This is a genomic window from Pseudomonas sp. 10C3, from assembly GCF_036346185.1.
In the GTDB taxonomy this organism is placed as follows: domain Bacteria; phylum Pseudomonadota; class Gammaproteobacteria; order Pseudomonadales; family Pseudomonadaceae; genus Aquipseudomonas.
Genome location: NZ_JASJVE010000013.1, coordinates 1 through 25,071, shown reverse-complemented (window position 1 = coordinate 25,071; position 25,071 = coordinate 1). Strand labels below are relative to the sequence as shown.

Annotated in this window: 25 protein-coding genes; 22 read left to right on the top strand and 3 right to left on the bottom strand. The window is 57.3% G+C overall.

Going from position 1 to position 25,071, the window contains the following annotated elements:
* Window positions 1-65: 65 nt before the first annotated feature.
* The gene (locus tag QN399_RS14030) at window positions 66-419 is read right to left on the bottom strand and encodes a hypothetical protein (RefSeq protein ID WP_322178883.1); all 354 of its coding nucleotides are present in this window, start codon (window positions 417-419) and stop codon (window positions 66-68) included.
* Between the two features lie 218 nt (window positions 420-637).
* Here QN399_RS14030 and QN399_RS14025 point away from each other — a divergent pair, with 218 nt between their 5' ends.
* From QN399_RS14025 to QN399_RS13960, 14 genes are all read left to right on the top strand, one after another.
* Window positions 638-853 carry a DUF3079 domain-containing protein gene (locus QN399_RS14025; RefSeq protein WP_330201063.1) on the top strand — a complete coding sequence of 72 codons (216 nt, stop codon included), beginning with the start codon at window positions 638-640 and terminating at the stop codon, window positions 851-853.
* Between the two features lie 122 nt (window positions 854-975).
* Window positions 976-1,275, top strand: a complete 300-nt coding sequence (locus QN399_RS14020) for a hypothetical protein (protein ID WP_322178885.1) — start codon at window positions 976-978, stop codon at window positions 1,273-1,275.
* A gap of 152 nt (window positions 1,276-1,427) precedes the next feature.
* Window positions 1,428-1,880 (top strand): hypothetical protein, encoded by a 453-nt coding sequence (locus QN399_RS14015; protein WP_330201062.1) that lies wholly within the window; start codon window positions 1,428-1,430, stop codon window positions 1,878-1,880.
* Window positions 1,881-2,101: 221 nt separating this feature from the next.
* Complete coding sequence (locus tag QN399_RS14010; RefSeq protein WP_322178887.1) at window positions 2,102-2,587, top strand: hypothetical protein; 486 nt, start codon at window positions 2,102-2,104, stop codon at window positions 2,585-2,587.
* A 48-nt stretch (window positions 2,588-2,635) separates the two neighbouring features.
* The gene (locus tag QN399_RS14005) at window positions 2,636-3,619 is read left to right on the top strand and encodes a zinc-dependent alcohol dehydrogenase family protein (protein ID WP_330201061.1); all 984 of its coding nucleotides are present in this window, start codon (window positions 2,636-2,638) and stop codon (window positions 3,617-3,619) included.
* A 116-nt stretch (window positions 3,620-3,735) separates the two neighbouring features.
* A complete protein-coding gene (gene groL, locus QN399_RS14000) occupies window positions 3,736-5,352 on the top strand; it encodes a chaperonin GroEL (RefSeq protein WP_322178889.1) in 1,617 nt (538 codons plus the stop codon).
* Between the two features lie 259 nt (window positions 5,353-5,611).
* Window positions 5,612-6,502: a universal stress protein gene (locus tag QN399_RS13995; protein WP_322178890.1), complete on the top strand. Its 891-nt coding sequence runs from the start codon at window positions 5,612-5,614 to the stop codon at window positions 6,500-6,502.
* 89 nt (window positions 6,503-6,591) lie between these two features.
* Window positions 6,592-8,355 carry an acetate--CoA ligase gene (acsA, locus tag QN399_RS13990; protein ID WP_330201060.1) on the top strand — a complete coding sequence of 588 codons (1,764 nt, stop codon included), beginning with the start codon at window positions 6,592-6,594 and terminating at the stop codon, window positions 8,353-8,355.
* On the top strand, window positions 8,352-9,341 hold the full coding sequence (gene pdhA / locus QN399_RS13985; protein WP_322178892.1) for a pyruvate dehydrogenase (acetyl-transferring) E1 component subunit alpha: 990 nt from the start codon (window positions 8,352-8,354) through the stop codon (window positions 9,339-9,341). The genes acsA and pdhA overlap by 4 nt, the downstream gene beginning before the upstream one ends.
* The gene (locus QN399_RS13980) at window positions 9,338-10,318 is read left to right on the top strand and encodes an alpha-ketoacid dehydrogenase subunit beta (protein ID WP_330201059.1); all 981 of its coding nucleotides are present in this window, start codon (window positions 9,338-9,340) and stop codon (window positions 10,316-10,318) included. The genes pdhA and QN399_RS13980 overlap by 4 nt, the downstream gene beginning before the upstream one ends.
* A gap of 40 nt (window positions 10,319-10,358) precedes the next feature.
* On the top strand, window positions 10,359-11,495 hold the full coding sequence (locus tag QN399_RS13975; RefSeq protein ID WP_330201058.1) for a dihydrolipoamide acetyltransferase family protein: 1,137 nt from the start codon (window positions 10,359-10,361) through the stop codon (window positions 11,493-11,495).
* Between the two features lie 26 nt (window positions 11,496-11,521).
* A complete protein-coding gene (locus QN399_RS13970) occupies window positions 11,522-11,797 on the top strand; it encodes an acyl carrier protein (protein WP_322178894.1) in 276 nt (91 codons plus the stop codon).
* A gap of 137 nt (window positions 11,798-11,934) precedes the next feature.
* A complete protein-coding gene (locus QN399_RS13965) occupies window positions 11,935-12,618 on the top strand; it encodes a phosphoribosyltransferase (RefSeq protein ID WP_330201057.1) in 684 nt (227 codons plus the stop codon).
* An 18-nt stretch (window positions 12,619-12,636) separates the two neighbouring features.
* The gene (locus QN399_RS13960; protein WP_322178896.1) at window positions 12,637-13,311 is read left to right on the top strand and encodes an alpha/beta hydrolase; all 675 of its coding nucleotides are present in this window, start codon (window positions 12,637-12,639) and stop codon (window positions 13,309-13,311) included.
* A 23-nt stretch (window positions 13,312-13,334) separates the two neighbouring features.
* Here QN399_RS13960 and QN399_RS13955 read toward each other — a convergent pair whose 3' ends face one another.
* Window positions 13,335-14,702, bottom strand: a complete 1,368-nt coding sequence (locus QN399_RS13955; protein ID WP_322178897.1) for an erythromycin esterase family protein — start codon at window positions 14,700-14,702, stop codon at window positions 13,335-13,337.
* A 235-nt stretch (window positions 14,703-14,937) separates the two neighbouring features.
* On the opposite strand from QN399_RS13955, the gene polX reads away from it, so the two are divergent.
* The 3 genes from polX to QN399_RS13940 all read left to right on the top strand — a co-directional run bounded on the left by polX (window position 14,938) and on the right by QN399_RS13940 (window position 17,737).
* A complete protein-coding gene (polX, locus tag QN399_RS13950) occupies window positions 14,938-16,788 on the top strand; it encodes a DNA polymerase/3'-5' exonuclease PolX (protein WP_322216684.1) in 1,851 nt (616 codons plus the stop codon).
* A 97-nt stretch (window positions 16,789-16,885) separates the two neighbouring features.
* Window positions 16,886-17,128, top strand: a complete 243-nt coding sequence (locus tag QN399_RS13945) for a hypothetical protein (RefSeq protein ID WP_322178899.1) — start codon at window positions 16,886-16,888, stop codon at window positions 17,126-17,128.
* A gap of 69 nt (window positions 17,129-17,197) precedes the next feature.
* Window positions 17,198-17,737 (top strand): flavin reductase family protein, encoded by a 540-nt coding sequence (locus tag QN399_RS13940; protein ID WP_322178900.1) that lies wholly within the window; start codon window positions 17,198-17,200, stop codon window positions 17,735-17,737.
* Window positions 17,738-17,788: 51 nt separating this feature from the next.
* On the opposite strand, the gene ftsH is transcribed toward QN399_RS13940, so the two are convergent.
* Window positions 17,789-19,630 carry an ATP-dependent zinc metalloprotease FtsH gene (ftsH, locus tag QN399_RS13935; protein WP_330201056.1) on the bottom strand — a complete coding sequence of 614 codons (1,842 nt, stop codon included), beginning with the start codon at window positions 19,628-19,630 and terminating at the stop codon, window positions 17,789-17,791.
* A gap of 351 nt (window positions 19,631-19,981) precedes the next feature.
* On the opposite strand from ftsH, the gene QN399_RS13930 reads away from it, so the two are divergent.
* The 5 genes from QN399_RS13930 to QN399_RS13910 all read left to right on the top strand — a co-directional run bounded on the left by QN399_RS13930 (window position 19,982) and on the right by QN399_RS13910 (window position 24,873).
* A complete protein-coding gene (locus QN399_RS13930) occupies window positions 19,982-20,701 on the top strand; it encodes an ABC transporter ATP-binding protein (protein WP_322178902.1) in 720 nt (239 codons plus the stop codon).
* On the top strand, window positions 20,698-21,585 hold the full coding sequence (locus tag QN399_RS13925; RefSeq protein ID WP_322178903.1) for an efflux RND transporter periplasmic adaptor subunit: 888 nt from the start codon (window positions 20,698-20,700) through the stop codon (window positions 21,583-21,585). Before QN399_RS13930 ends, QN399_RS13925 begins: the two co-directional genes overlap by 4 nt.
* A complete protein-coding gene (locus QN399_RS13920) occupies window positions 21,585-23,090 on the top strand; it encodes an efflux transporter outer membrane subunit (protein ID WP_322178904.1) in 1,506 nt (501 codons plus the stop codon). The genes QN399_RS13925 and QN399_RS13920 overlap by 1 nt, the downstream gene beginning before the upstream one ends.
* On the top strand, window positions 23,087-24,229 hold the full coding sequence (locus QN399_RS13915; protein ID WP_322178905.1) for an ABC transporter permease: 1,143 nt from the start codon (window positions 23,087-23,089) through the stop codon (window positions 24,227-24,229). The genes QN399_RS13920 and QN399_RS13915 overlap by 4 nt, the downstream gene beginning before the upstream one ends.
* 149 nt (window positions 24,230-24,378) lie before the next feature.
* Window positions 24,379-24,873 carry a BCAM0308 family protein gene (locus QN399_RS13910; protein WP_322178906.1) on the top strand — a complete coding sequence of 165 codons (495 nt, stop codon included), beginning with the start codon at window positions 24,379-24,381 and terminating at the stop codon, window positions 24,871-24,873.
* The last annotated feature ends 198 nt before the right edge of the window (window positions 24,874-25,071 follow it).

Genomic DNA, 25,071 nt, shown 5'->3' with positions numbered 1-25,071 from the left:
GCCCTAGTCTAGGAGGCTTTCTTGCGAATAATAATGATTAGCGTCAATTTTTGGAGCGATCAGGTTTATAACGCGGAGAGTTTTCGAAAACGCACGGCGCGGTCGACGCTGTCGAACATGTGGGAGGCCGCATGAACCGTTAGCGGGTGTTGGGTGAAACCCGGTCTCGGCGAGATGTAGGAGGCCATTTCGCGGGCTACAGCAAGTTGTTGATCCGGCCCTTGCGCTAGCAAAGCGATAACCAGATTTTCCAGGGCTATCACACGGACACGAAGATGAACCAGTTCGGCATTCGATAATTCAGGTGTTCGGTCAAACGCCTCGACATGGCGTGATCCTGCTGCATCTTCATCGTCCCATTTTGAGAGTGCGCTCTGGGGTTGTTCCGAAGGCACTGATGAAGCGGTCTTTTCAGGCATAAGAAAGATCTCCAGGTAAAGGTATGTGCCGTCCGAGGGGGCCGGAAATCGCTGACGCTGACCATCCTGCGAGCACTTTCAATACAGAGCAGCTTAGCTTCATCAGTGTCACGGCGTGACGCACGCATCTTAATGCGTGGTTCTTGATTTGTATCAAGCGCATTTCCGCCCAGGCGCTATAGGTTGAAGGCACTCCTATACGTTACTTGGAGATAGGCATGGCCAAGAATTTTCCCATCCACCCGAAACATCCCGAGCGCATTTGCTGGGGGTGCGATAGATACTGTCCGACGAATTCCATGGCGTGCGGGAACGGTTCCGATCGCACAATGCATCCGGCCGAGATGATCGGAGACGATTGGTATTTACACGGTGACTGGGGCATCGACCCGCTAATCGCGACAGATAAAGTGTCGGATGATTCGCGTAGCTGAGTGCAGATGATGATGATGATGATGATGATGATGATGATGGCGGCGGTCGCGTCGACTGGCGTTAGGGATGGTTATGGACTATTGCATGAGCGTCCGGCATGGGGCTGGATCGAGGAGATCTGATGAAAGACAAACTGGTTGATCATCAATGGACGAAAATTATTGAGCGAGATTCTTTCGCCAAGGACATCCTCAGGGAAAAGATCAAGCAAATAACGCAACTTGAGGAAGTGATTCGCTCAGAAGATGGCGAAGAGGCTGCACGTATCGTTTTCGATGATGGACGCATAAAACACGCACTGACGAGATGCCTGGAGAATCTTGAGGGCTCAAATTCAGTCAACGAACACGACTTTTGGATCTGCTACGAATACGCAACCGCCGCAGCGAAGAAAGCTCAGGTGATCATTGATGATCAATAGGTAGGCCTTATTTTGCGCACCTGCCCTTTTCTCTGCATTCAGCGCATGAGGCGAGGGTTGGTGAGGGCGTGATCGGGTCGAGATTAGATATGGCTAACTATTTCTAGGATTGTGTCGATACGCTGGAAACCTCTTTTTAAAGTTGAGACGTAATGGTCAGTATCAGCAGCGTAACGATCAACTATGCGACAGCGACTACCAGCACAGCCAAGACGTCGTCTGCTGAAAGCAGCGAAACAACCGACAAAAGCAGCGCTGCAGCGTCAGTTTCGGGCGGTACTGCTGCCAAAGGCGCCACTAAGGCAGGCGGCGCCAGTGCAAGCAGTAGCACCGGCAGCACCGGCAGCACTGAATCCGACATTGTAAAACAACTGAAAAAGCAGATTGCCCAGCTGCAAAAGCAGCTGGAAGTACAAATGAAGGCTCTCGCTGCGGCGCAAAAAGGCAACGAGTCTTCAGACGCCAAGGCCGCTGCAGTCGCTCAGGCACAGTCCCAAGTGGCGGCGACCAATAGCCAGTTGGTGGCAGCTACCAGCGCATTGGTACAGGCTATCAAGAGCGCAAGCGGCAGTGCCTCGGGCTCGTTGGTCAATACCAGCGCCTGACATAAGGTCACTTGGGTTAGCGCTGGGTGGGGGGAGACAAGCCGTCTTTCTGATTTTTATCAAGTCCACTCCATTACTCACAGCATAGTCTGGCTCAAAGCCAGTCCCACGCGGAACGTCGTAGTCGTACATGCACGTCATCGCTGGCTGACGCACCCAAGGGTCGAGTGCTCTGGACCCTCACAGTCTCTGTTCAATCGAGTCCATGTAAGGGGGTCACCATGACATCATCGAGCAATCCATCGGTGTATATTTTTGACAGCCACGCCGCTGCGGAAGAGGCTATTCGCCTTTTGAGCCAGTCCGGTTTCGATGTCAAGAAGCTGTCTCTCGTCGGCAAGGGTTATCACAGCGAGGAGCACCCGGTAGGTTTCTATACGTTGGGGGATCGTGTGAAAACCTGGGGTGGGATCGGCGCTTTTTGGGGGAGCATCTGGGGCATGCTGATCGGTCCCGCGGTTTTTCTTTTGCCGGGCCTGGGAGTTGTCGCATTGGCCGGGCCGGTGGTTTCATTGCTGGTGGGAGCACTGGAAGGCGCTTTGGTGGTCGGGGGACTTTCGGCGTTGGGCGCGGCCTTGTCCCGGGTCGGGGTGCCCAATGATGAGATCATCAAATACGAGACTGCCCTCAAGGCTGACAAGTACCTGTTGATGGTGCACGGCACGACTGCTGAAATCGCAGAGGCGCAGACGGTGCTGGGGCACTGAATGCAGCTCACGCAATAACGCAGGTTAAAGGACCGTCGAGGTAACCCGATGCACGCTATGGTGTTGAAGACGCTAGGTGCCGCACTGGAATGGACCGAGCTTCCGGATCGGCAACCCGGTCAAGGTCAGATACGGATCAAGGTAACCGCGTGTGGTGTATGTCGTACCGACCTGCATGTCGTTGACGGAGAGTTACCCAATCCGCACCTGCCTATCATTCCGGGCCACGAAATCGTCGGGCGGATCGATGCTATCGGCCCCGGCGTGATCGGGTTATCGATGGGCGAGCGGGTCGGGGTGCCATGGCTGGGCCATACCTGTGGCGTGTGTCCTTATTGCATCGGACACCGCGAGAATCTATGTGAGCACCCACGGTTTACCGGTTATACGCTTGACGGCGGCTTTGCTACTTCGGTCATCGCCGAGGCTCACTATGTATTTCCGTTGGGCGAGACAGGGAGCGACGAATCGCTTGCACCCCTGCTGTGCGCGGGCCTGATCGGATGGCGAGCGTTAGTGATGGGGGGCGAAGGCGAGCGGGTCGGTTTGTATGGGTTCGGCGCTGCGGCACACATTCTGGCGCAGGTCGTCAAATGGCAGGGCCGCTCGGTATACGCCTTCACGCGTCCGGGCGATACCGCTACACAGGACTTTGCCAGACAGCTGGGTGCGACATGGGCCGGTAATGCGGATCAATCCCCTCCAGACTTACTGGATGTAGCGATCATTTTTGCTCCGGTCGGTGCGCTCGTACCCCTTGCCCTAAAGGCTGTGCGCAAGGGTGGACGCGTGGTGTGCGCAGGCATTCACATGAGCGATATCCCGAGCTTTCCTTACGCACTGCTCTGGGAAGAGCGGGTCTTGCTGTCAGTCGCCAATCTGACTCGCCGTGACGGTCTGGATTTCCTGCAACGGGTGCCAGAAATCGGCATTGTCACGCGTACTCATCGCTACCCTCTGACTGACGCTAATCAAGCGCTGGAAGACCTTCGTGAAGGCCGGTTCGAAGGGGCTGCGGTACTGGTGCCCTGAGCCAATGACCGCGTGCCGGGGTTGGGTCTTTATTGATAAAAGTCAAAAGGTAGCGAGCTGTTTCATAGAGGCTGAAAGCAATCGTCAGTCACTGGACAGCAGAGGAGATTACCCCGATGGCTCACAGCAAAATTTTGTTCCGCGCCGCTGCTCGCGAGAAAATCCTGTGTGGCGCGACTCAACTCGCGGACGCCATCCGCGTGACACTCGGACCCAAGTCGAAATCGGTATTGATTCAGAAAAAATGGGGCACGCCTATCGTCTGTAACGATGGGGTGACCATTGCCAAGCAGGTGGACCTGCAGGACCCGGAGGAAAACCTCGGTGCGCAAATGTTGCGCCAGGCGGCTGAACGTACCGGTGAAGCGGTGGGGGATGGCACCAGTACCTCAACGGTCCTGGCCCATGCGATCTTTGCTGACGGTGTGCGCAATGTGGTCGCAGGTGCCAGTGCCATAGACCTCAAACGTGGATTGGACCGGGGCCTGTTGCTGGCGGTGCAATCACTGGCGGCACAATCTCGTCCGGTCAGCACGCTCAAGGAAAAGGCCCAGGTAGCGACCCTTTCAGCCCACAACGATGCCACCATTGGCGAACTGGTTGCTAACGCTCTGGAGAAGGTCGGTGTTGAGGGCGTGGTCAGCGTCGAGGAATCCAAGACCACCGAAACAGTGGTCGAGGTGGTTGAGGGGATGCGTTTTGATAGAGGTTATGTCTCACCCTATTTCGTGACGGATGCCGACAAGATGCAGGTTGAGCTCGAAGATGCTTACCTGCTGCTCTGTGACCACAAGATTGGCTTACTTAAAGACCTTATCCCGTTGCTTGAAATGATCGCAAAAAGCGGCCAGCCGCTGGTCTTGATCGCCGATGACATTGAAGGCGAGGCGTTGACTACTTTGGTCGTCAACCAGATTCGCGGCGTATTGCGCGCGGTGGCGATCAAGGCGCCCGGCTTCGGCGACCGTCGTAAAGAGATGCTGCAGGATATTGCCATTCTAACGGGGGGCACGGTGATTTCCAGCGAGCTGGGTATTAGCCTGGAGCACGTGGAGTTGAGCCAACTGGGGCGAGCTCATCGCGTGGTGGTGCAAAAAGACAACACCACCCTGATTGGTGGCGCGGGCACGCACAAGGCGATTGAAACCCGGCTGCAACAGATCCGCCAGCAAGTCGACGCGACGACCAGCGACTACGACCGTGAGAAATTGCTGGAGCGCTTGGCCAAGTTGTCTGGCGGTGTCGCGGTGATCCGGGTGGGCGCACCCACCGAAGCTGAAATGAAGGCGCGCAAGGATGCTCTGGACGACGCTATTTCAGCGACCAAGGCGGCGATTGCCGAAGGCACCGTCCCCGGTGGCGGCTTGGCACTGCTCAAGGCCGTGCCGATTATCGTGGCAGAGGAGGCCCTCTATGAGGGTGACGTAAAAACCGGGTTACAGATTCTTCGTCGGGCTTTGGAAGCGCCCGCCCGAGTCATCGCGGAAAATTCGGCGGTGGACGCCGGGGTCGTCGTTGCCCGGATGCTAGCGGAGCCTGGAAATGTCGGCTTCGACGCGTCGGCCAATTGTTACGTGGATATGTATGAAGCCGGGATCATCGATCCGACAAAAGTCGTGCGTATTGCGTTGGAAAACGCCGTCTCGGTCGCCAGCATCCTGCTACTGACAGAGGCGACCATGACCGAGATTCCGGAAAAGGACACGCCAGCGGAACCTCCGTATCCAGGATGATCCGGACCTTCCCGTACGGTTGATCGGCACATAACCCGGCGTTGCGCTGTCACAGGCAACGTCGAATGTTTGCAAACGCCCGAGTATGGCGGGCGCGTTGAAAACCCAAGGAAGAGATTTGATGTAAATCAAGTTAACGGGCATTGCATGGGAGCAGTGTGGACCTGTGCTGGTACTCAATCCGGCATTGGCGCATGGGCTGGCAACAGGTGATTGATCAGCTGCAGGCGTCGAAGCCCACTCTTTCTGGAGGCAGACCATGAGCCAGTATCAACGGCTGTTGCTGATCATCGACCCGGCGTTACGCCACTCCCCCGCTATAAACCGTGCTGCCGCCTTGGCCAAGGCCAGTGGCGCGACCTTACATATCGCCGCGTTGATAAAACCTGTGGAAACCCTCTTGTTGCTCGAAAAAAATATTCAGGAGAAGGTCCGCGAAAGTTACTTCAAGGACCACAGTGAGTGGCTTAAGGATGAAGCCACAAGAATGCGCGTGAGAGGCATCGACGTCACTACCGAGGTGACGTGGGCTGACGACACAGAGTACGAAATCCTCCAGCACGTCACGAAAATACAGCCTGACCTGCTGATCAAGGACGTGCAGCATGAACCTGCGATCAAGCGGGCCTTCATCACTCCGATGGATTGGTACCTGCTTCGCGAGTGTCCGGTCCCGGTCTATCTGGTCGGTGCGACCGGTCATACGTTGCCGCACAACATCGTCGCTGCTGTTGATCCTTCACGGCCTGAGTTGCAGGAAAGCGGCCTCAATGACCGGATTATTCAGGAAGCGAACAGCCTGGCGCTCCAGTGCGACGCGGAACTGCACCTGCTGCATGCCTATGACGTGTCATCGGTTTATCTGGGCGATGCGGGCGGTGGTGGCCTGGCGCTGACGAATCTGACCAAGGAGCTGAGAAACGTGCTGGAGAAGTCTTTTCTCACGCTTGCGGACCACTACGGCGTGCCACCTGATCGGCGGCACTTCATCCTTGGACAACCGGTCTCGGTGCTCGCCGAATTCGCTAGCCAGCATCAGGTGGATGTCATCGTGATGGGGCGAATCCACCGCCACGGGCTGGAGAAGTTGATCGGCAGTACGACCGAACATATTTTGTACCAGACGTCCTGCAGCATTCTCGCGGTTTAGGCCGGGGCCAACATTGATGCACGGCGCTCCGAGCATTTCGACGACCTGTTCCGCGACGGGTAACTCTACACCGTGCTGTGAGGTAAATCATGCATTCGCCGACTATCAAGAAAACGCCGGTCGACTGCCCGGTGGTACCTAACTGGCTCGACAGCGCGCAAGCCCGTGAGGCTTTTTCCTGGCAGACGGAAGCCGGCGAGTTGGCCGGATTGCCGGGGGGTGGATTGAATCTCGCGTATGAGGCGGTCGACAGGCATGCCATGGGAGCGCACAGGAAGCATACGGCCTTGCGTATTATTGATCGCAACGGTGGGCCCAGAGACATCAGCTTCGCCCAATTGAGCAGCATGACCAACCGTTTCGCCAATGTCCTGAAAACACTGGGCGTTGGTCCGGGCGACCGCCTGTTCGTGCTCAGTGGCAGAGGGCTGGAACTGTACCTGAGCGTACTCGGTGGTCTGAAGAATGGCTGCGTGGTTTCGCCGCTATTTTGTGCGTTCGGTCCAGAGCCGATTGAGACTCGCTTGCGCCTCGGTGAGGGCGGTGTGCTGATCACCAGCGAGACACTTTACCAACGCAAGGTCGCAGGTATCCGTGAACGTTTACCGGCACTCAAACATGTGTTGCTGTACGACGAAAATGGCGGCAACACCACACCTGTGGAAGGGACGCTCAGTTTGCACCGATTGCTGGCTGAGGCAGGCGAAGACTTCAACATTGCACAGACCACGGCCGATACCCCCGCGCTTTTACACTTCACCAGCGGTACCACGGGGACCCCGAAAGGTGTGCTGCATGTACACGGTGCAGCACTGACCCACCGGGTTACCGGAAAATACGCCCTGGACCTGCACCCTGAGGATATTTATTGGTGCAGTGCCGATCCCGGCTGGGTCACCGGCACCTCATACGGCATATTCGCCCCCCTGCTGCTGGGCGTGACCAGTGTGGTCGACAGCGGCGAGTTCGATGCAGAACGCTGGTATCGCCTGCTCGAAAAACAGCAAGTCACTGTCTGGTACACCGCCCCGACGGCGATCCGCCTGCTCATGAAAGCCGGCGCAGAATTGGCGCGTGACCATCACTTTCCGCATCTGCGTTTTATTGCCAGTGTCGGTGAACCGCTCAATCCCGAGGCCGTCTGGTGGGGCCTGGAGGTACTGGGCTTACCGATCCATGACAACTGGTGGCAGACCGAAACCGGCGGCATCATGATTGCCAATACAGTGTCCATGGACATCAAACCGGGTTCTATGGGCAAACCGCTGCCGGGCGTTGAGGCGGCCATTGTTGCACGCGGCAAAGACGGAGCATTGGCGTTTCTCGGTGATGGGGAGGTTGGCGACCTGGCCCTGAAAAAACCATGGCCCGCCATGTTCCGTTCCTATCTGGGACAAGAGGCGCGTTACAGCCAGTGCTTTGTCGGCGACTGGTACTTGAGTGGCGATCTGGCGCGTCGTGATGCTGATGGCTATTACTGGTTCATTGGTCGCAGCGACGATGTGATCAAGTCGGCCGGGCACCTGATCGGTCCTTTCGAGGTTGAAAGTTCGCTGATGGAACACCCGGCCGTGGCGGAGGCTGCAGTGATCGGCAAGCCCGATCCTTTGCTGGGTGAAACGGTGAAGGCCTTTGTCTCACTCAAGAGCGGTTTCACTCCCAGCCAGGCCCTGCACGATGAGCTGATGGGCCATGCGCGTAAACGCCTAGGTGCCGTGGTGGCGCCCAAGGAGCTGACGTTTCTGCCGGACCTCCCGCACACGCGCAGCGGCAAACTCATGCGGCGTCTGCTCAAGGCACGGGAGCTGGGGCTGCCTGAAGGCGATACCTCCAGCCTGGAGAACCCGGGATGAGCATTGAGCCGCTGCCTTATACGCGAGATTTTGCTCTCGATCTGCTGCGCGACATGCTGCGAATTCGTCGGCTTGAGGAGCGCGCCGCCGAACTGTACGGGGAGGGAAAAATCCGAGGCTTCCTGCACCTGTATATCGGCGAAGAAGCCGTGGCAGTTGGCGCTCTGCATGCGCTCGCGGCGAACGATGCGGTGGTCGCTACCTATCGCGAACATGGGCATGCGTTGATCAAGGGTGTGCCCATGACGGCGATCATGGCCGAGATGTATGGCCGGCAGGAGGGATGCTCGCGAGGACACGGCGGTTCGATGCACCTGTTCGACGCCAGGACACGCTTCTTCGGTGGCAATGCCATCGTTGCCGGCGGTTTGCCGCTGACGGTGGGGCTGGCCCTGGCCGAAAAACTGCAGAGTGGTTCACGGATTGCCGCGTGCTTCTTTGGGGAAGGGGCGATGGCGGAAGGAGCCTTTCATGAGTCAATCAATCTGGCGGCACTGTGGAAATTGCCGATGCTGTTCTGCTGTGAGAACAACCTCTATGCCATGGGCACTGCGCTTGAACGTTCGCAGTCGCAAACTGATTTGTGCGCCAAGGCCTCGGCGTACAAGGTTGCCACTCAATCGGTCGACGGTATGGACGTGGTCGCGGTGTACGAGGCCACCCGTGCAGCGGTGGAACAGATTCGAGCAGGGCACGGGCCGTTTTTCCTGGAGTTCCGGACCTATAGATTTCGGGCCCACTCGATGTTCGACCCAGAGTTGTACCGGGACAAGGCAGAGGTTGAGCAATGGAAAGCGCGCGGGCCGATTCATACCTACAGTGCGCGGCTCAAGGCCCAGGGCTTGCTGGACGAAGCGGGCTTTCTCGCCATCACCGTCCAGGTAGAGGCTGAGGTAGAGGCTGCCGTCGTGTATGCCGAGGCTGGCAGCCTGGAGCCGGTTGAGGACCTGTGTCGAGATGTTTATACACCGGAGTCGGCCTCGTGAGCCGCCGCACGACGTACCGCGAGGCACTGCGCGAGGCGATGCGCGAAGCCCTGCAGCGCGATGCCCGGGTATTTTTGATGGGTGAGGACGTCGGTCGATACGGTGGCAGTTATGCCGTCTCCAAGGGGATGCTGGCTGAGTTTGGCCCGGAGCGCATACGCGACACGCCATTGTCCGAATTAGGCTTCGTCGGTGCCGGCATTGGTGCCGCGCTGGGGGGGATGCGGCCAATCGTCGAAATCATGACCGTGAACTTCAGTCTGCTCGCCCTCGACGCGCTGATGAACACGGCGGCAACCCTGAGGCATATGTCTGGCGGGCAGTTCTCTGTACCCCTTGTCCTGCGAATGGCTACGGGGGCCGGACGCCAGCTCGCGGCGCAGCACTCCCATAGCCTGGAAGGCTGGTACGCGCACATTCCCGGGCTGAAAATCCTCGCCCCGGCCACCCTCGAAGACGCCCGCGGAATGCTCTGGCCCGCACTCCTCGATCCCGATCCGGTTCTGATTTTCGAGCATGCCCAGCTCTACAACCAGGAAGGTGAGCTGAGTGAGGGAGCGGAAGTGGACATACGCTCCGCCAAGGTCCGTCGGGAGGGTAGCGATCTGTCATTGATCACCTACGGCGGTACCCTCGGCAAGGCGCTGGCGGCTGCCGAGCAACTGGCCGATGAGGGTATTGGCGTCGAAGTCATTGACCTGCGCGTCCTGCGACCACTGGACGACGTGACGATCATGGCTTCGGTCTGCAAAACCCGTCGAGCGTTGGTGGTCGACGAAGGTTGGCGCAGTGGCAGTCTTGCCGCCGAGATTATTACGCGTATCGTCGAACAGGCATTTTTCGAACTGGATGCGCCGCCCTTACGCGTCTGCGGCGCCGAAGTGCCGACGCCGTATCCCCGGCATCTGGAAGAGGCGGCGCTACCACAAGTGTCGATGATCGTTGCTGCCGCACAGAGCTTGTGCCGAGGGCCATGACCATGATTGCAACAGCTGACCCAGGGCGGGAGTACCCATCATGATCGAATTCGACCTGCCATCCCTGGGTGCCGATATGGACGAAGGCACCTTGCTGGAGTGGAAGATCCATCCCGGTGACAAGGTCCATCGCGGACAGGTGATCGCTGTCGTCGATACTGCCAAGGCCGCCGTGGAGGTGGAGTGCTGGCATGATGGCACGGTCTTTGAACTGCTTATTGGCGTCGGGGCCAAGGTTCCGGTAGGGACACCGATTGCCACGTTGCTGGAGTCAGGGGAGACCTTGCCAAGCGTGCGACCCACACCAACGCCTGCACCTGTTGAAACGCCCGTCACCGCGCTGATTGAGGGAACAATGGCATCAGCCAGCCGCCCACGGGTATCGCCAGCGGCGCGCAAGCGGGCGGCCGAACTGAGTATCAACCTCGATGAGTTGAAAGGCAGCGGCCCACAGGGCGTGGTCACCCTGGAGGACGTTGAGGATGCTGGCCGTCAGGCTGAGCCGACCGATCGCAATCGGGCCATGCGGCATGCCATTGCTGTGGCCATGAGCCGCTCGAAACGTGAGATTCCCCATTACTACCTGTTTGAGACCATCCCCTTGGGAAATGCCATGGCGTGGCTGCAGGCACACAATGCTCAAAGCAAGCCGCAGCAACGCGTATTGCCGAGTGCCTTGTTGCTCAAGGCTGTCGCGGTGGCCCTGCGTGAGCTGCCGCAACTCAATGGCTTCTGGAAAAACAATGCTTTCCAGCCGGCAACCGGGATCCATCTGGGCGTAGCGATCACCCTGCGCCAAGGTGGTTTGGTCGCTCCAGCACTGCACGATGTCGCCGACAAGACACTGACACAGGTGATGAGTGAACTCGCCAGTCTGGTGGAACGCGCGCGCAACGGCTCCCTGCGCAGTTCAGAACTGAGCGACGCAAGTGTGACGGTCACTCAACTCGGTGACCAGGGTGTGGACAGTGTGCTTGGCGTGATCTATCCGCCCCAAGTGGCGCTGATCGGCTTTGGTCGCATCTGCGAGCGGCCTTGGGTTCGGGACGGCCAACTGTGTGTGATGCCTACCGTTGTCACTAGCCTGGCGGCCGACCACCGTGCCAGCGATGGGCACTATGGCGCACGCTTCCTGGGTGAAGTTCGTCGCGTATTGCAAACGCCAGAGAATCTTTGAGCCGGAGCATCTATGAGGAGTAGACAGTGGACCAGCAACTCATCCGTAGCCACGTGCTGATCGCCCTGAAGAGCATTGCTCCAGAAGTCGAAGCGGAGCGTTTACGCAATGACCGGCCACTTCGCGAGGAGGTCGATCTGGACTCGATGGACTGGCTGCGCTTCATCGCAGCCGTGTATCAGCGGGTAGGGGTCAACATTCCTGAAGTCGATTACCAACGTGTGAGCACGCTGGATGCGCTCGTCGCTTATCTGGCGCAACACGGGGCATCAGACGCAGAGCATCCGTTGGCCCGGAATTGATGAAAGTCAAAGTAACAGGGGATCGCGCGGTGCAAGCTGAACTGCAGTTATCGGCCGGCGGGCCAGCAACTCAGGCTGTCAGCCAAGAACCGTCCGGCGCTATTTGGCGAGGCATACCACCTATAGGAGGTTGTCAAATGACTCATTATCCCTCTATGCAAACCACGTTGCGTGACAGGACTGCTGCGGGCCAAAGCTTGGTGGAGCCACTGCTGAAATACCGTCGAAGGCCCGATGTGATTGTCCTTGCGTTGCCTCGTGGCGGGGTTCCGGTCGCGTATGAAATCGCCACTGCACTGGAAGTCCGTCTGGACCTGATGCTGGTCCGCAAGCTCGGCGTTCCGTTCCACGAGGAATATGCAATGGGCGCCATTGCCAGTGGCTCCATACGGATAATCAACGAAGACGTCGTTCGGACTAACCATATCGATCAACGCACAATCGAGAGTGTGGTCGCGCGGGAAACGACGGAGCTGCTGCGTCGTGAGCGCGTCTACCGTGGAGCACGTCCTGCTTTGGATCTGCAGGGCCAAGTGGTGATTCTGGTCGATGATGGCTTGGCCACAGGCGCTTCCATGCGGGCGGCGATACAAGCCGTACTTCTGCAAAAACCCTCACGGATCGTCGTTGCGGTACCGGTGGCGTCGTTTGATACCGCAGAGGTATTGCGTGGCGAAGTGGATGAGGTCGTTTGCCCGATGGAACCCGAGTGGCTGGTATCGATCGGCAATTGGTACATGGACTTTTCTCAGACCTCGGACGAGGAAGTCATCAACCTGTTGCAGCAGGCCTGGAGCAGAGAATCCAAGTCAGCACACTGACCCCTCTGGAGAATCCCGATGTTTAAGCCGCAGTATCGAAAACTGGACTTGGCAGATGTGGACTTATCAGCCGATTTGCGCCTGCCGAAAAACGCTATCGGGTTGGTGGTGTTCGTTCATGGCAGCGGCAGCAGTCGTACAAGCCCGCGTAACCAGCAGGTTGCGCAGTACCTGTCCGAGCGAGGTTTGGGCACGTTGCTGTTCGATTTACTGACCGACGAGGAGCAAGTCCTGGACCGCCTGACACGGGAACTGCGCTTTGATATCCCGCTGCTGACCAGACGGCTGGTGGGTGTGATCGACTGGATAGAAGGCAGTGCTGAACTGAGACCCTTGCGTATCGGCCTGTTCGGGGCGAGCACCGGAGCTGCGGCAGCGCTGTTGGCGGCGGTAGAGCGGCCTGACGTGGTGCATGCCGTGGTCAGCCGAGGAGGGCGGACTGACCTGGCCGGGCCGGCGCTGGGGCGGGTAAAGGCGCCAACCTTACAGATCGTTGGTGGTGAGGACCTGCAGGTGCTCGATATGAACCGCGAAAGCGCCGATGCCCTGCAGTGTGAGCAGCGCCTGGAAGTCGTCGCGGGCGCCACCCACCTGTTTGAAGAACCCGGAACCCTTGAGGAAGTCGCCAGACTGGCTGGCGACTGGTTTGAAGTGCATCTGCGCACGCCGGTAACAAAAACACCGTCCCGATAAAGCTTTTCATCCGTTGATGGGGATCACACGCCAAAGGGAAACATGTCGTCTTCCGGTTCCACGCTTTGGCTTGACGGCAGTGGAATCGCAGTCACTGCTTGTGTCTGTTCAATCCAGACCATGGCATCGAATTGCTCGGCCAGTACCGCCTTGAAATAATGGCTGCTGCGCTCGCTTTCAGGTCGGTAGATCACACCGATGGCCCGCTCAAGCAGTGGCGTGGACAGCGCCTGGCGCAAATCTTCGCGCAGGGGATCGCGCCAGTCGGTCAATGACGCGGCGACGCCCGCTTCAAGAAACTGATGCTCCCAACTGTCCGCACGCGAAGGGCGGACGTCCTTGATGTGCATGTCGCCGTCCCAGTCATCGGCTGCGGCCACCTGGCCACGGTCTGTGCTCATGCCTATAAGCACAACGTCGCGTCCATAAGCGGTGCGGCACAGTTGGCCGATATTGAACTGGCCCTCCCAGCCCATTTCCGTGGCGGCTGCGTTGCCAATATGAGAGTTGTGCGCCCACACCACAGCCTTGGCTTCAGGTCCTCGATGCTTGAGCAGCGCGCGCAAGGTATCGAACATGTGCCTGTCACGCAGATTCCAGGAGGCTGACGTCCCGCGATAAATGGCGCGGTAATATTGTTCCGCCGCCTGAACGACCGTGGCATTTTGTGTGGCATTGAAGAATGCTTCGTCGTCTTTGATAAACCCGGCCAATTGCTCGGCCAGCATGGCATTGAGTTGCTCGACCACGGGTTGCTCACAGGGCATTACGCCACCACGTTCGACAAAGTGGCCGTACAGCGCAGGATCATCTTGCCAAGGTGTCAGGCAGCCATAACGTCGCCGTGCTTCGTGCGCAAGCTGAGGGTCGACCCGGTCCAGGTAGTTCAAGACCTCGCGAATGGAGTTGCGCAAACTGTAAACATCCAGTCCGCGGAATTCGACGCGCAGTTCGGGCGCCTTCTGATGATTGTGATGATGTAGCCAGCGGGCGAACGCCTGCACATCGGTATTACGCCACATCCAGACCGGGAATCGACTGAACACGTGGCGTTTCCAGGCTGAGGGCGCCAGCCCGCGAACATAACGGTCGACATGGCCCGCGTCCGGCCAATCCGCTTCGACAGCAACGATAGTGAACCCATGCCGTTCAATCAGACGTTTCGTGATGGCGGCTCGGGTTCGGTAAAAGTCGGAGGTGCCATGGCTGGCTTCACCGATCATCACTACGCGAGCGTCGGCATAACGGTCGAACATTTCGCCGAAGTCCTCTGAGTCCAGCGCGGGTAGCGGTTCTGCGCATTGGCGCAACAGGGGCGCAATGGGGGGCTGGGTACCGCTGCCATGGGGGCCTGTGAATGTCTTCAGTATGTTCTGCAAAGGTGAGTTCATGACCGTCATCCCGATGAGTGTGGGTTACTCGACGTGCAGCGCTTTTTTTGAATCTTGCGTTGATCCTCCGCTTCAGGCGCTGCCTCTTTGCTCATTCCTACGCCTGGATTCAGGCGATTGTTTGAGTTGCATCAACAACGGGCGCAATAAAACCCATGATCTGCTCTGCGGCCATTCACTACGGGTGCTTTCATGAACTCTGATCTACATCAAGGAGCGGCTGGCAGGATAGGCAATGCTCGTTATTACGCCCATTGCCACGCCCACGTGTCGGTACCGCGCCATGACGCCCACCGGAGTACCCCTCAAGAGCCTGTTGCCAGACCCGGAGTCGTCACCGGCAACACTCGGACACGTGGTCAGTAATGATCAGATTGCGGCGATTTTCGATGATATTGCCGACCTGCTGGAAATCGAGGATGCCAATCCTTTTCGTATCCGGGCCTACCGCAATGCGGCGCGGACCCTAAGGGCTCTGGCGCTTGAGCTTGCGCGGGTGATCGGACGGGGTGAAGAGCCGCCCAAGTTGCCAGGTATCGGGGTTGATCTTGCGGGCAAAATCAAAGAAATCGTAGCCACAGGCGACTGCGTGCTGCGCCAGCGGTTACGTCTGACGTTGCCGTCTGGGTTGGTTGAATTACTGTCTGTCGCCGGTCTGGGCCCTAAACGGGTGAAGCACCTCTATCACGATCTGGGCATCGAGACCGTGCAGCAGCTGTGCCAGGCGGCCAAAGAGGGGCGCATTCGTCATCTGCATGGCTTCGGTGCAAAGATGGAGGCTCGACTGTTGGAGGCTGCGCAGAAGGGGATCGGCGTAGACCGGCGTCTGCCGTTGGCCTTTGTCGCCCCCATCGCGCAAACGCTGATCGATTATCTGCAGAAAATCCCCGGCGTGGTTTCAGCCACAGTGGCCGGGAGCTTGCGGCGCATGCGCGATACCGTCGGCGATATCGATATTCTGGTTGCTGCCGAGCCCTCGGTTGAGGTCATGACCTCTTTTCTCAAACATCCGGACATAGCGACCGTACTGGTTCACGGTCCTACTCGCGCCAGTGTGGTGCTGAGCACCCGGTTGCAAGTTGACCTGCGCGTGGTCAAACCGTCGGCCTACGGCTCAGCCCTGGTGTACTTCACCGGCAGCAAAGCGCATAACATCGAAATTCGCCAATGGGCGCAGAAGCAAGGTCTGAAACTTAGCGAATATGGCGTGTTCAAGGAAAAAAAGCGCATAGCCGGCGTCACCGAGTCTTCCGTGTACCAGGCCTTGGGGCTGGAATGGATCGAGCCGGAATTACGCGAAGCCCGTGGCGAAGTGGCTGCGGCTCAAGCAGGTCGACTGCCCAAGCTGATTGAGTTGCGCGATCTGAAAGGGGACCTGCATGCCCACACGTCGGCGTCCGACGGCGGCAGTAGTCTCGAAGACATGGCGCTTGCCGCGCGTGCGGCCGGGTTGGAATATTTGGCAATCACCGATCACTCACAACACCTCAGGATCGCCCACGGTCTGGATGCCGACCGATTACTGAGGCAAATCGACCAGATCGATGCACTCAACGAACGCTTGTCGGGCATTACCTTGCTCAAGGGGGTTGAGGTGGACATTCTCGAGGAGGGCGATCTGGACCTCCCGGATGACATTTTGCGGCGTCTGGACCTGGTGGTCGGTGCTGTGCACAGCCATTTCGGCCTGACGCTACGCCAACAGACTCGCCGCTTGCTGCGTGCGATGGAGCATCGTTATTTCACGATTCTGGCGCATCCTTTGTGCCGCTTGATCAACGAGCGAGAAGCACTGGTCATTGACCTGCCCGAGGTCATCAAGGCAGCAAAACAGCGTGGTTGCTGCCTGGAGCTGAACGCGCAGCCGCAACGCATGGACATGATCGACCTGCAGTGCCATTACGCCAAGGATCAAGGCGTGATGATTTGCATCAACTCGGATGCGCACCGGACCGCTGACTTCGCTAACTTGCAGTATGGCGTCGGTCAGGCACGACGCGCCTGGCTGGAGAAACACGATGTCCTCAATACACGTTCGCTGGTCGAACTGAGAGGGTATCTGACGTCATGTTCTGGCAAGGGATAAGCCTGTTTGCGGGCGACTCGGTGCGATTTTAAACAGTGGTTTATTGGTTTACGCCTCGGCATGCAGCCGAATCAAGGGGGCTGAGATGAGGGCGCGCGTGGATCAGGTCTCGACGGTTGATTACGTTCACCCGGACGGCGTGACGGCAAAGATTCATTTTATATGGGGTGCAACAGATGACCTGGTCCCGAAGGGGCTGCGTATCACCGTGAAATTCGCCGATAGAAAAATCCATATCCTCCGGGAAAAGGCTGTTTACCGGAGCTTCGACGAAGCCAAAAAGCAGGGGATAAAACTGGCTGCCGGCGTTATTGACCTGCTCGGCGAGCCGCTAGGTTGAATACAGCCCCGGAGAGGATGGCAAGCAGACTTTCGCCGTCTCTATGAAAGACATCACGAGCCAGGAACCATGACTACGATGAAAGTGCTTTCTCTGTCCAAGGTATACCAGCTGCTTGAACCGGGCCCGGTGGTCTTGCTGACGACCGCGAGCGGTGGGTGTAGCAACGTCATGACTTTGTCATGGCACATGATGGTCGAGTTCGCGCCGCCATTGGTGGCCTGCATCGTGAGCAGCGCCGATTACAGTTTCACGGCATTGCGCGCGACCAAGGAGTGCGTCATCGCCATCCCGGCGCTGGAGCTGGCACCCAAGGTGGTTGAGGTCGGCAATTGCTCTGGGCGTAATGTCGACAAGTTTACGAAGTTCGGACTCACGCCGATACCCGCGCATGAGGTTGCGGCGCCTCTGGTTGCAGAGTGCTTCGCCAATCTCGAATGCAAGGTGGTGGATACGAGGCTGGTGAACAAATTCAATCTGTTTGTGCTCGAGGTGGTAAAGGCGTGGATCGATCCAGAGCAGAAGGCCCCCAAGACGATCCATCATCAGGGCTACGGTCGGTTCGTGGTCGACGGAGAGACGATCACATTGGACTCGAAAATGCCCTGACAATGACTAAACACCTGACAGATCCGGGATATGGATCGGCAGCCGATGAGTCTATTTGCGAGCAACCATCAACCGTGGCCCGGCCCCCGCGGGGTTGAGGGACATTAGCGCCGGAAACTCTTCAGGCGTCAGTGTTTCTTTTTCCATCAGGAGTTTGGCGCCAGTATCCAAGTCAGCCCGTCGACTCTCAAGCAACTCCTTGGCGCGACTGTAGGCTTCATCGAGTAAGGCCCTGATGCCGAGGTCTATTTCCCGTGCAGTTTGCTCTGAGTAGTCCTTCTGGCCCAATCCCGGTATATGGTCGCTCAGGTACGTGGGATTTTGCCGCTCCAGTACCGACTGACCAAGCTCTGCGCTCATGCCGAAGCGGGTAATCAGTTGTCGGGCTATATCAGTGGCCCGGGTCAGGTCGTCAGCGGCGCCTGTCGAGATCTGACCATAGGCGATGAACTCGGCAGCACGACCGGCCATCAACACTGCGATACGATCCTTGAGCATCTGGCAACTGATGAGGAAGTGATCCTCTGTCGGGCGTTGCAGGGTATAGCCCAGCGAGCCGATGGAGCGGGGGATAATCGAGACTTTATGCACTGGGTCCATTCCCGGCAAGGTTCCGGCAGCCAAGGCATGGCCCATTTCGTGGTAGGCGACTACCAGGCGTTCCTCGGGCTGCAGCAAGCTGCTCTTGCGCTCCACGCCGGCGACGATACGCTCCACCGCCGCCGTAAAGTCATCCAGGCTGACCGCCTGGGCCCCGCGACGGGTTGCGACAATCGCGGCTTCGTTGATCAGGTTTGCCAAGTCTGCGCCGGTGAAACCGGTGGTGATCTCGGCAATGCGTTCACAGTCGGCGCTGGGCTCGGCGGTGATGTTTTTGATGTGCACTTTGAGAATAGCGACTCGCCCCTTGCGATCCGGGCGGTCGATGAGAACTTGACGATCAAAGCGGCCGGCCCGCAGCAGTGCCGGGTCGAGAATTTCCGGGCGATTGGTGGCCGCCAGCAGTACCACGCCTTCGCGAGGATCGAAGCCGTCCAGTTCTGCCAATAGCTGGTTGAGCGTCTGTTCTTTTTCGTCGTTGCCCCCAAACGCGCCAACGCCCCGCATCTTTCCCAGCGCGTCCAGCTCGTCGATGAATATGATGCACGGCGCAGCCTGTCGAGCTTGCTCGAACAGGTCGCGCACCCTGGCTGCGCCGACGCCGACGAACATCTCGACGAATTCGGAGCCTGAGATGGAAAAAAATGGCACCCCGGCTTCTCCTGCGACGGCCTTGGCGACCAGGGTCTTGCCGGTACCTGGAGGGCCGACCAGCAAAATGCCCTTCGGTATGTGGGCGCCCAAGCGGGCGTACTTGGCTTTATCCTTCAAAAAGGACACCACCTCCACAAGCTCTGCCTTGGCTTCGTCGATGCCCGCCACATCAGCGAAGGTGATCCCTGTATCGCGCTCGACGAATATTTTCGCCCTGGATTTACCGACGTTCATCATGCCACCGATGCCTTGTTTATCGGCGAGGCCGCGAAACAGAAAGTGCCAGACCACCATGATCATGACGAAGGGCAGAAGCCAGCCCAACAGCGCATTCAGAAGTGTATTTTCGTTGACACCGGAGAAGCTGACATTGGATTGAGCAAGCTCTGTGGCCAAGGTGGAGTCAACCCGGACCGTCGAGAACTGGTTGTGCCCATTGATCGGTTCTTGCAGTTTTCCGCTGATATGATCCTTCTCGACGCTCAGCTCGCTAACTTTGTGTTCATTGAGCAACTGAAGGAATTGGCTGTAAGGAATCGACTCCACTGCCGCCCGTCCGGCAAACAAGAACTGGACCAGTGTCAGCGCAACAAAGGCAATAAAAAAATATGAAATATTCAACTGATGGTTCTTCTTCATGGCCTTCGCTCAAGGGTGAACAACGAATGTGGACATCAGCCCGTTACAACGCAACATAAGGTCATTCAGCCGCTTTTGGGCGAACGTGGATACCGTTCAACTTTAGACCCGCAGCCACCGATCAGCTTGATGTAAATCAACGTGGCCCTTTGTCTTGAGTTTGTTCAATTCGAGTAAGCCGTGCCGGGGCATGACACAGGTCGAGGGCGGTGGACAGATCGTCGTACCGATTGATATATATCAACGCGATCAGCCGCGAAGAGGAAGAACATAATTTTTTGAGTGCTTTGCCCCATCGTTATGGAGTGTTCGGATCTGTTTTTTGGCGTTTATGAGTGCTCAGGAAGGTCTATGAACGCTGATCATTTAGAAAAATCCGAGAGTCAGGCCATCGTCTCGACAGGTCTGAGCAAGTGGTTTGGCGAAGGCGATGTGCGAATGACGGCCGTGGACAACGTTGAATTTGTCGCGCATTTTGGCGAAATGGTGTTCATCGTCGGTCCCTCTGGCAGTGGAAAGACCACCTTCTTGAGCATGATTTCTGGCATTTTGCGTCCCAACACCGGGACGGTGACGGTCAACGGCGCAGACATCTGGGCGTTGAGCAGCGATCAATTGGCTGACTTTCGCCTGAACACCATTGGCTTCGTATTCCAGGACTATCACCTGTTTCCGCGACTGACGGCTGCCGAAAATGTCGCGATCCCGCTGATCCTCAAACATCACGATTGGGATGACTCCATCGCTCAGGCTACGAAAAGCCTGGAAGTGGTCGGCCTCAAGGGTCGGGGGGATGTGCTACCGGTAAAACTTTCAGGAGGAGAGCAGCAGCGGGTCGCCATTGCTCGTGCCATTGTCAGCAGCCCGCAGATACTTATTCTTGATGAGCCGACAGCCTCGCTCGACGGTGACACCGGCAGGATGATCATCGCCTTTGTGAAGGAGAAGGTCCTCAACAAAAGCCGTTGCATCCTGATCGTCACCCATGACGCGCGGATCAACGAGTATGCGGACCGCATCATCCATATGGAGGATGGTCGCATTAAGGATGTCGATGGGGGTACTGAATGAGGAACAAGATTCTGTTCGCACTTGCTGTGCTGGGTGTGTTGGCCGGGCTTACAGCCGCTTACATTCTTGGCAGAGAGGCAAAAGCGTTACCCCCCGTGTTCAAGCCAGCCAGCAGCCCCTATGAGACTGCCATTTTTGCCAATGGCATCATTGAAGGCGAGCAGTCGGGTGGTTCGAACATTGTGATTTACCCGCAAGTGTCTGGGCCTGTCACCCAGGTATTTGTGCATGAAGGTCAGGTCGTGTCGACCAGGATGCCATTGCTGAGCATCGACGACTCAGTGCCCAGAGCCAACCTTGAGTTGGCTGAGTCCAATTTGAAAACGGCCCGTGACCAATACCAAAAGCGTCTTGCCTCTTACACGATTGATCCCAAGTCGATCAGTAAGGACACGCTGGATACGGCAAAAGACCTTGAGGGACAAGCAAGTGCAGCGCTGAAAGCCTCCAGTGCATTACTCCAGCAATATACAGTCAGGGCGCCAGTGGAGGGTGTGATATTGGCCGTCAATACCACTGTTGGCAGCTATGTATCGTCTCAGGGCGCATACGACACGTACATCCAGGGGTTCAGTCCGCTGGTGGTCATGAGCGCTTCTGTGGCTACCCTGGCTGTGCGCTGTTATGTGGACGAGATACTGATTTCGCGTTTACCTGCTCCGGACCATATTCGTGCGCAAATGTCTATTCGCGGCACGGACATAAAAGTCCCCCTGGAATTCGTTCGCGTTCAGCCTTATGTGTCGCCGAAAATCGAGCTGTCTAATCAACGTCAGGAGAAAGTTGATCTCCGGGTGTTACCGGTCATTTTCAGGTTCCAGAAAAAAGACTTTCCGGGGCTGTATCCGGGGCAACTGGTAGATGTCTTCATAGGGCAGAAATAATGCGCAAGCCCTGCAGTTCATTGCCTCGCAAACCTCTGGGTTTACTCAAGGGCATTGCATGGCCGATCATCAGTATTGTGTTCATGAATGCCTGTACGGTCGGTCCTGATTTCTCACGCCCGGAACCGCCTGCGCTGAGCCGCTACACGCAGGATCCGATGACCCGCACCGTCACGGCAGAAGGGCAGGCGCAACACTTTCTGTCGGGCTCCGAAGTGCCCCACGATTGGTGGCGACTGTTCAAATCCGAGCCGTTGAATGCGACTGTCCGTCAGTCGATCTCCCACAACCTTACCCTTCAGGCGGCGGAAGCAAGCTTGCGTCAAAGCCAGGACAATCTCCGCGCCGGGTATGGTGTGTTCTACCCGCATGTTGACGCCCGTTTTGGTGCTTCTCGTGAATTAAGCGCCCCGATACAACAGGGTTCGACGGTGCCCGGTTCGATTTTTAACGTGGTGACCCTGAGTGGAACCATCAGTTATGCGCTCGATGTCTTTGGTGGCGAGCGGCGAACAGTCGAGGGCTTGCAAGCCCAGGTCGACCGTCAGTTGTACCTGAACAAGGCGGCGTACCTGACCTTGACCGCGAATGTCGTCAACACCTCCATTGCTCGCGCCGCTTATGCCGCACAAGTGCGTGCGACCGAGCAGCTTATTGCGCTTGAAAACGAACAACTTCAGACCACCGATGTCCAGGTTCGCGCCGGTACAGCGCCTTACTCGTCCGTGCTGAGCCTGCGCAGCCTGATCGCCACGAATGAAGCGGCGCTACCGGCGCTAAAACAGAAAATCAGTCAAACCGAACATTTACTGGCGACGCTTGAAGGCGTGGTGCCGACTGACGTCATATTGCCCGACATTGATTTGGCGGGACTTGCATTGCCCCAGGATTTGCCTGTCAGTTTGCCGTCCGCGCTGGTCCGTCAACGCCCGGACATCCTGTCCTCCGAAGCACAATTGCACGTGGCTAGCGCCAACATCGGGGTTGCAACGGCCGCCCTTTTTCCCAGCTTCAGCTTGAGCGGAACCTACGGGACCGGCAGCTCCAGCCTGGGCTCACTGATTGGCGGGGGAAACAGATTCTGGAGCATAGGGCCTGCGGTTGATGCGCCTTTGTTTCAAGGCGGCAGCTTATGGTATGGCCGCCAAGCGGCGATAGAGGCGTATCAGCAAGCCGCCGCAACCTATCGACAAATCGTCTTGGAGTCGTTTGCACAGGTCGCCGACGCACTGCGGGCGCTGGAGTTCGATGCGCAAGCCCTGCAAAAACAAGGGGAGGCGCAGGCGACGGCCGAAGAGGCGCTTCAGGTGTTGCAAGTCAGCTATCGGTCGGGGCTGGTGACCTACCTGGACTTGCTGGTGGCGGACATACAGCTTCATGAAGTAAATATTGCTTATCTTCAAGCACTCGCCCAACGCCATCAGGACACGGTTGCGCTGTTCGTCGCGCTGGGGGGCGGCTGGTGGAATACGCCGGGTTCTGTCAGCCATGAGCACGCGCCATGAAGTACGCCGGCATCTTGCGAATCGGTTTCAAGCTGTTGGTGAATGACAAGGCCAAGTTTTCTGCCTTGCTGATAGGGATCACCTTTTCTGTATTTCTAATGATGCAAATGACCGCCATGTTCGCGGGCATCCTGAACCGCGCTTACTCGACCGTGACCAACATTGGGGCGACGATGTGGGTCATGGACCCGGCGGTCAATACCCCGACCAGTACCATCCCGCTCCCTGACTATTTGCTCGACGCCGTACGCAGCATGGATGAGGTCAGTTACGCGGTCCCCATCTTTATTGGTGGCGCGCAGGTCAGGCTGGACAGCGGAACCTATCAATCTGTCAGCGTTATCGGTCTGGACGACTCCAGTCTATTCGGCCGTCCTGAACTTGAAGAGGGACACATCGAAGACATCTATGCTGACAACGCCTTCATCATGGTGCATGACGCTGAGTTTTCCAAACTGGAGAATCCGAAGGTGGGTACCTCATTCGAACTTAATGACCATCGTGGCACGATCGTCGCTATCGCCAAGGTTGCTGCCAGTGGGCTGACGGGCGTACCGACGCTCTACACAACCTATCGACGTGCCATCGAATACATCCCGACCACGCGGTTCACCGTTTCTTACATATTGCTTCAACCAAAGAACACAGAGGACGTGGCGAGTATTCAAAAGCAAGTGGATCAATTGGGTTATGTCGCGCTGACCAAGGACGAGTTCAACCAGCACATTACCCATTTTTACATCTACCAGACGGGGGTGGGCGTCAACATCTTGATGATGACCATTATCAGTTTTCTCGTCGGACTGTCGATCTCCGGGCAGACCTTCTACACCTTTATCCTGGAAAATCTGGACAAATTTGCTGCCTTGAAAGCTATCGGTGCGAAGGGGCGCGAGCTGATTTATATGATCCTGTTTATGGCGACGTTTACGGCGATGACCGGTTATGGACTGGGCATTGGCCTGGTCACGTTAATGATTTCTATCGCACGATCCAATGTGCCGAACTATGCGGCCATCATCACCTTCTGGAACCTGGGGCTTGCGTTCGGCATGGTGCTATTGATCGCCGGAGTTTCCAGTTATGTGGGGATACGCAAGGTCCTCAGAATCGAGCCTTTCGATATTTTCAGGGGATAACAGCCTTGAAAAAAGTGCGGAAAAGATTGAAGTGGAGGAGGGTGCAGCCTGTCCGCGTCAGGTTTGACAAATATCAAGATGCCCAAGGGTAGAACGGAGGCACATTGAAGCTCGTATGCAGCAATAGCTCACTCTCGGGGGGCAAGACGATGGACAAGTATCAGCAGAGTCAGAAGAACAAAATTTTCAAAGAAGGCACCCATGATCCCTACCGGATGGAACATGTCAGCGGCACGGCGCTCTGCCCACAGTGCGGCGCACTCTATCAGGAAGGCAACTGGACGTGGCATATCCCGGAAAGCACTATCGTCGGGGATGCAGAAGAGACTGTTTGCCCTGCGTGTCGGCGCATTGCAGACGACAGGCCCGCTGGCACGTTGAAGCTCTCTGGAAAATTTTTGCACGACCACCAAGAGGAGATTTTGAACCTGATCCACCACACGGAGGAGGTGGAGAAAGCCGAACACGCTCAGGAAAGAATCATTAAAGTGGTTGAAGTGGATGATACGCTCGAAGTGACTACCACAGGCATCCACCTTGCCAGCCGTATAGGTCATGCACTTAATGCAGCTTATAAAGGCAACTCTCACTACCACTACAGTGATGATGAAACCCACCTCACGGTAAATTGGGAGCGGCTATAACGTAGTCACGTGCCGACCGCCAGGGTCCAGGAGGGTCATGGCGGTCCGCCCCGTTTAGCTCCGACGCGCTGCACGCTCAGCCGCCAGCAGTTCCACATAGAGTTCGGCATAGGGTTCTATCGCCTTATGCCAATTGAACGGAGCGGCCATGGCGCGGCAACGCATGGCATTGAGCAGCTCAGGATTGGCGAAGACCTT

Coding starts and splice junctions, on each gene's coding strand:
- QN399_RS14020 (WP_322178885.1), top strand. CDS start 976: ATGAAAGACAAACTGGTTGATCATCAATGGACGAAAATTATTGAGCGA.
- acsA (WP_330201060.1), top strand. CDS start 6,592: ATGCATTCGCCGACTATCAAGAAAACGCCGGTCGACTGCCCGGTGGTA.
- ftsH (WP_330201056.1), bottom strand. CDS start 19,630: ATGAAGAAGAACCATCAGTTGAATATTTCATATTTTTTTATTGCCTTT.
- QN399_RS13960 (WP_322178896.1), top strand. CDS start 12,637: ATGTTTAAGCCGCAGTATCGAAAACTGGACTTGGCAGATGTGGACTTA.
- polX (WP_322216684.1), top strand. CDS start 14,938: ATGCTCGTTATTACGCCCATTGCCACGCCCACGTGTCGGTACCGCGCC.
- pdhA (WP_322178892.1), top strand. CDS start 8,352: ATGAGCATTGAGCCGCTGCCTTATACGCGAGATTTTGCTCTCGATCTG.
- QN399_RS13920 (WP_322178904.1), top strand. CDS start 21,585: ATGCGCAAGCCCTGCAGTTCATTGCCTCGCAAACCTCTGGGTTTACTC.
- QN399_RS13955 (WP_322178897.1), bottom strand. CDS start 14,702: ATGAACTCACCTTTGCAGAACATACTGAAGACATTCACAGGCCCCCAT.
- QN399_RS13925 (WP_322178903.1), top strand. CDS start 20,698: ATGAGGAACAAGATTCTGTTCGCACTTGCTGTGCTGGGTGTGTTGGCC.
- QN399_RS14030 (WP_322178883.1), bottom strand. CDS start 419: ATGCCTGAAAAGACCGCTTCATCAGTGCCTTCGGAACAACCCCAGAGC.
- QN399_RS13940 (WP_322178900.1), top strand. CDS start 17,198: ATGACTACGATGAAAGTGCTTTCTCTGTCCAAGGTATACCAGCTGCTT.
- QN399_RS14025 (WP_330201063.1), top strand. CDS start 638: ATGGCCAAGAATTTTCCCATCCACCCGAAACATCCCGAGCGCATTTGC.
- QN399_RS13995 (WP_322178890.1), top strand. CDS start 5,612: ATGAGCCAGTATCAACGGCTGTTGCTGATCATCGACCCGGCGTTACGC.
- QN399_RS13910 (WP_322178906.1), top strand. CDS start 24,379: ATGGACAAGTATCAGCAGAGTCAGAAGAACAAAATTTTCAAAGAAGGC.
- QN399_RS14015 (WP_330201062.1), top strand. CDS start 1,428: ATGGTCAGTATCAGCAGCGTAACGATCAACTATGCGACAGCGACTACC.
- QN399_RS13930 (WP_322178902.1), top strand. CDS start 19,982: ATGAACGCTGATCATTTAGAAAAATCCGAGAGTCAGGCCATCGTCTCG.
- QN399_RS13975 (WP_330201058.1), top strand. CDS start 10,359: ATGATCGAATTCGACCTGCCATCCCTGGGTGCCGATATGGACGAAGGC.
- QN399_RS13965 (WP_330201057.1), top strand. CDS start 11,935: ATGACTCATTATCCCTCTATGCAAACCACGTTGCGTGACAGGACTGCT.
- groL (WP_322178889.1), top strand. CDS start 3,736: ATGGCTCACAGCAAAATTTTGTTCCGCGCCGCTGCTCGCGAGAAAATC.
- QN399_RS13915 (WP_322178905.1), top strand. CDS start 23,087: ATGAAGTACGCCGGCATCTTGCGAATCGGTTTCAAGCTGTTGGTGAAT.
- QN399_RS14010 (WP_322178887.1), top strand. CDS start 2,102: ATGACATCATCGAGCAATCCATCGGTGTATATTTTTGACAGCCACGCC.
- QN399_RS14005 (WP_330201061.1), top strand. CDS start 2,636: ATGCACGCTATGGTGTTGAAGACGCTAGGTGCCGCACTGGAATGGACC.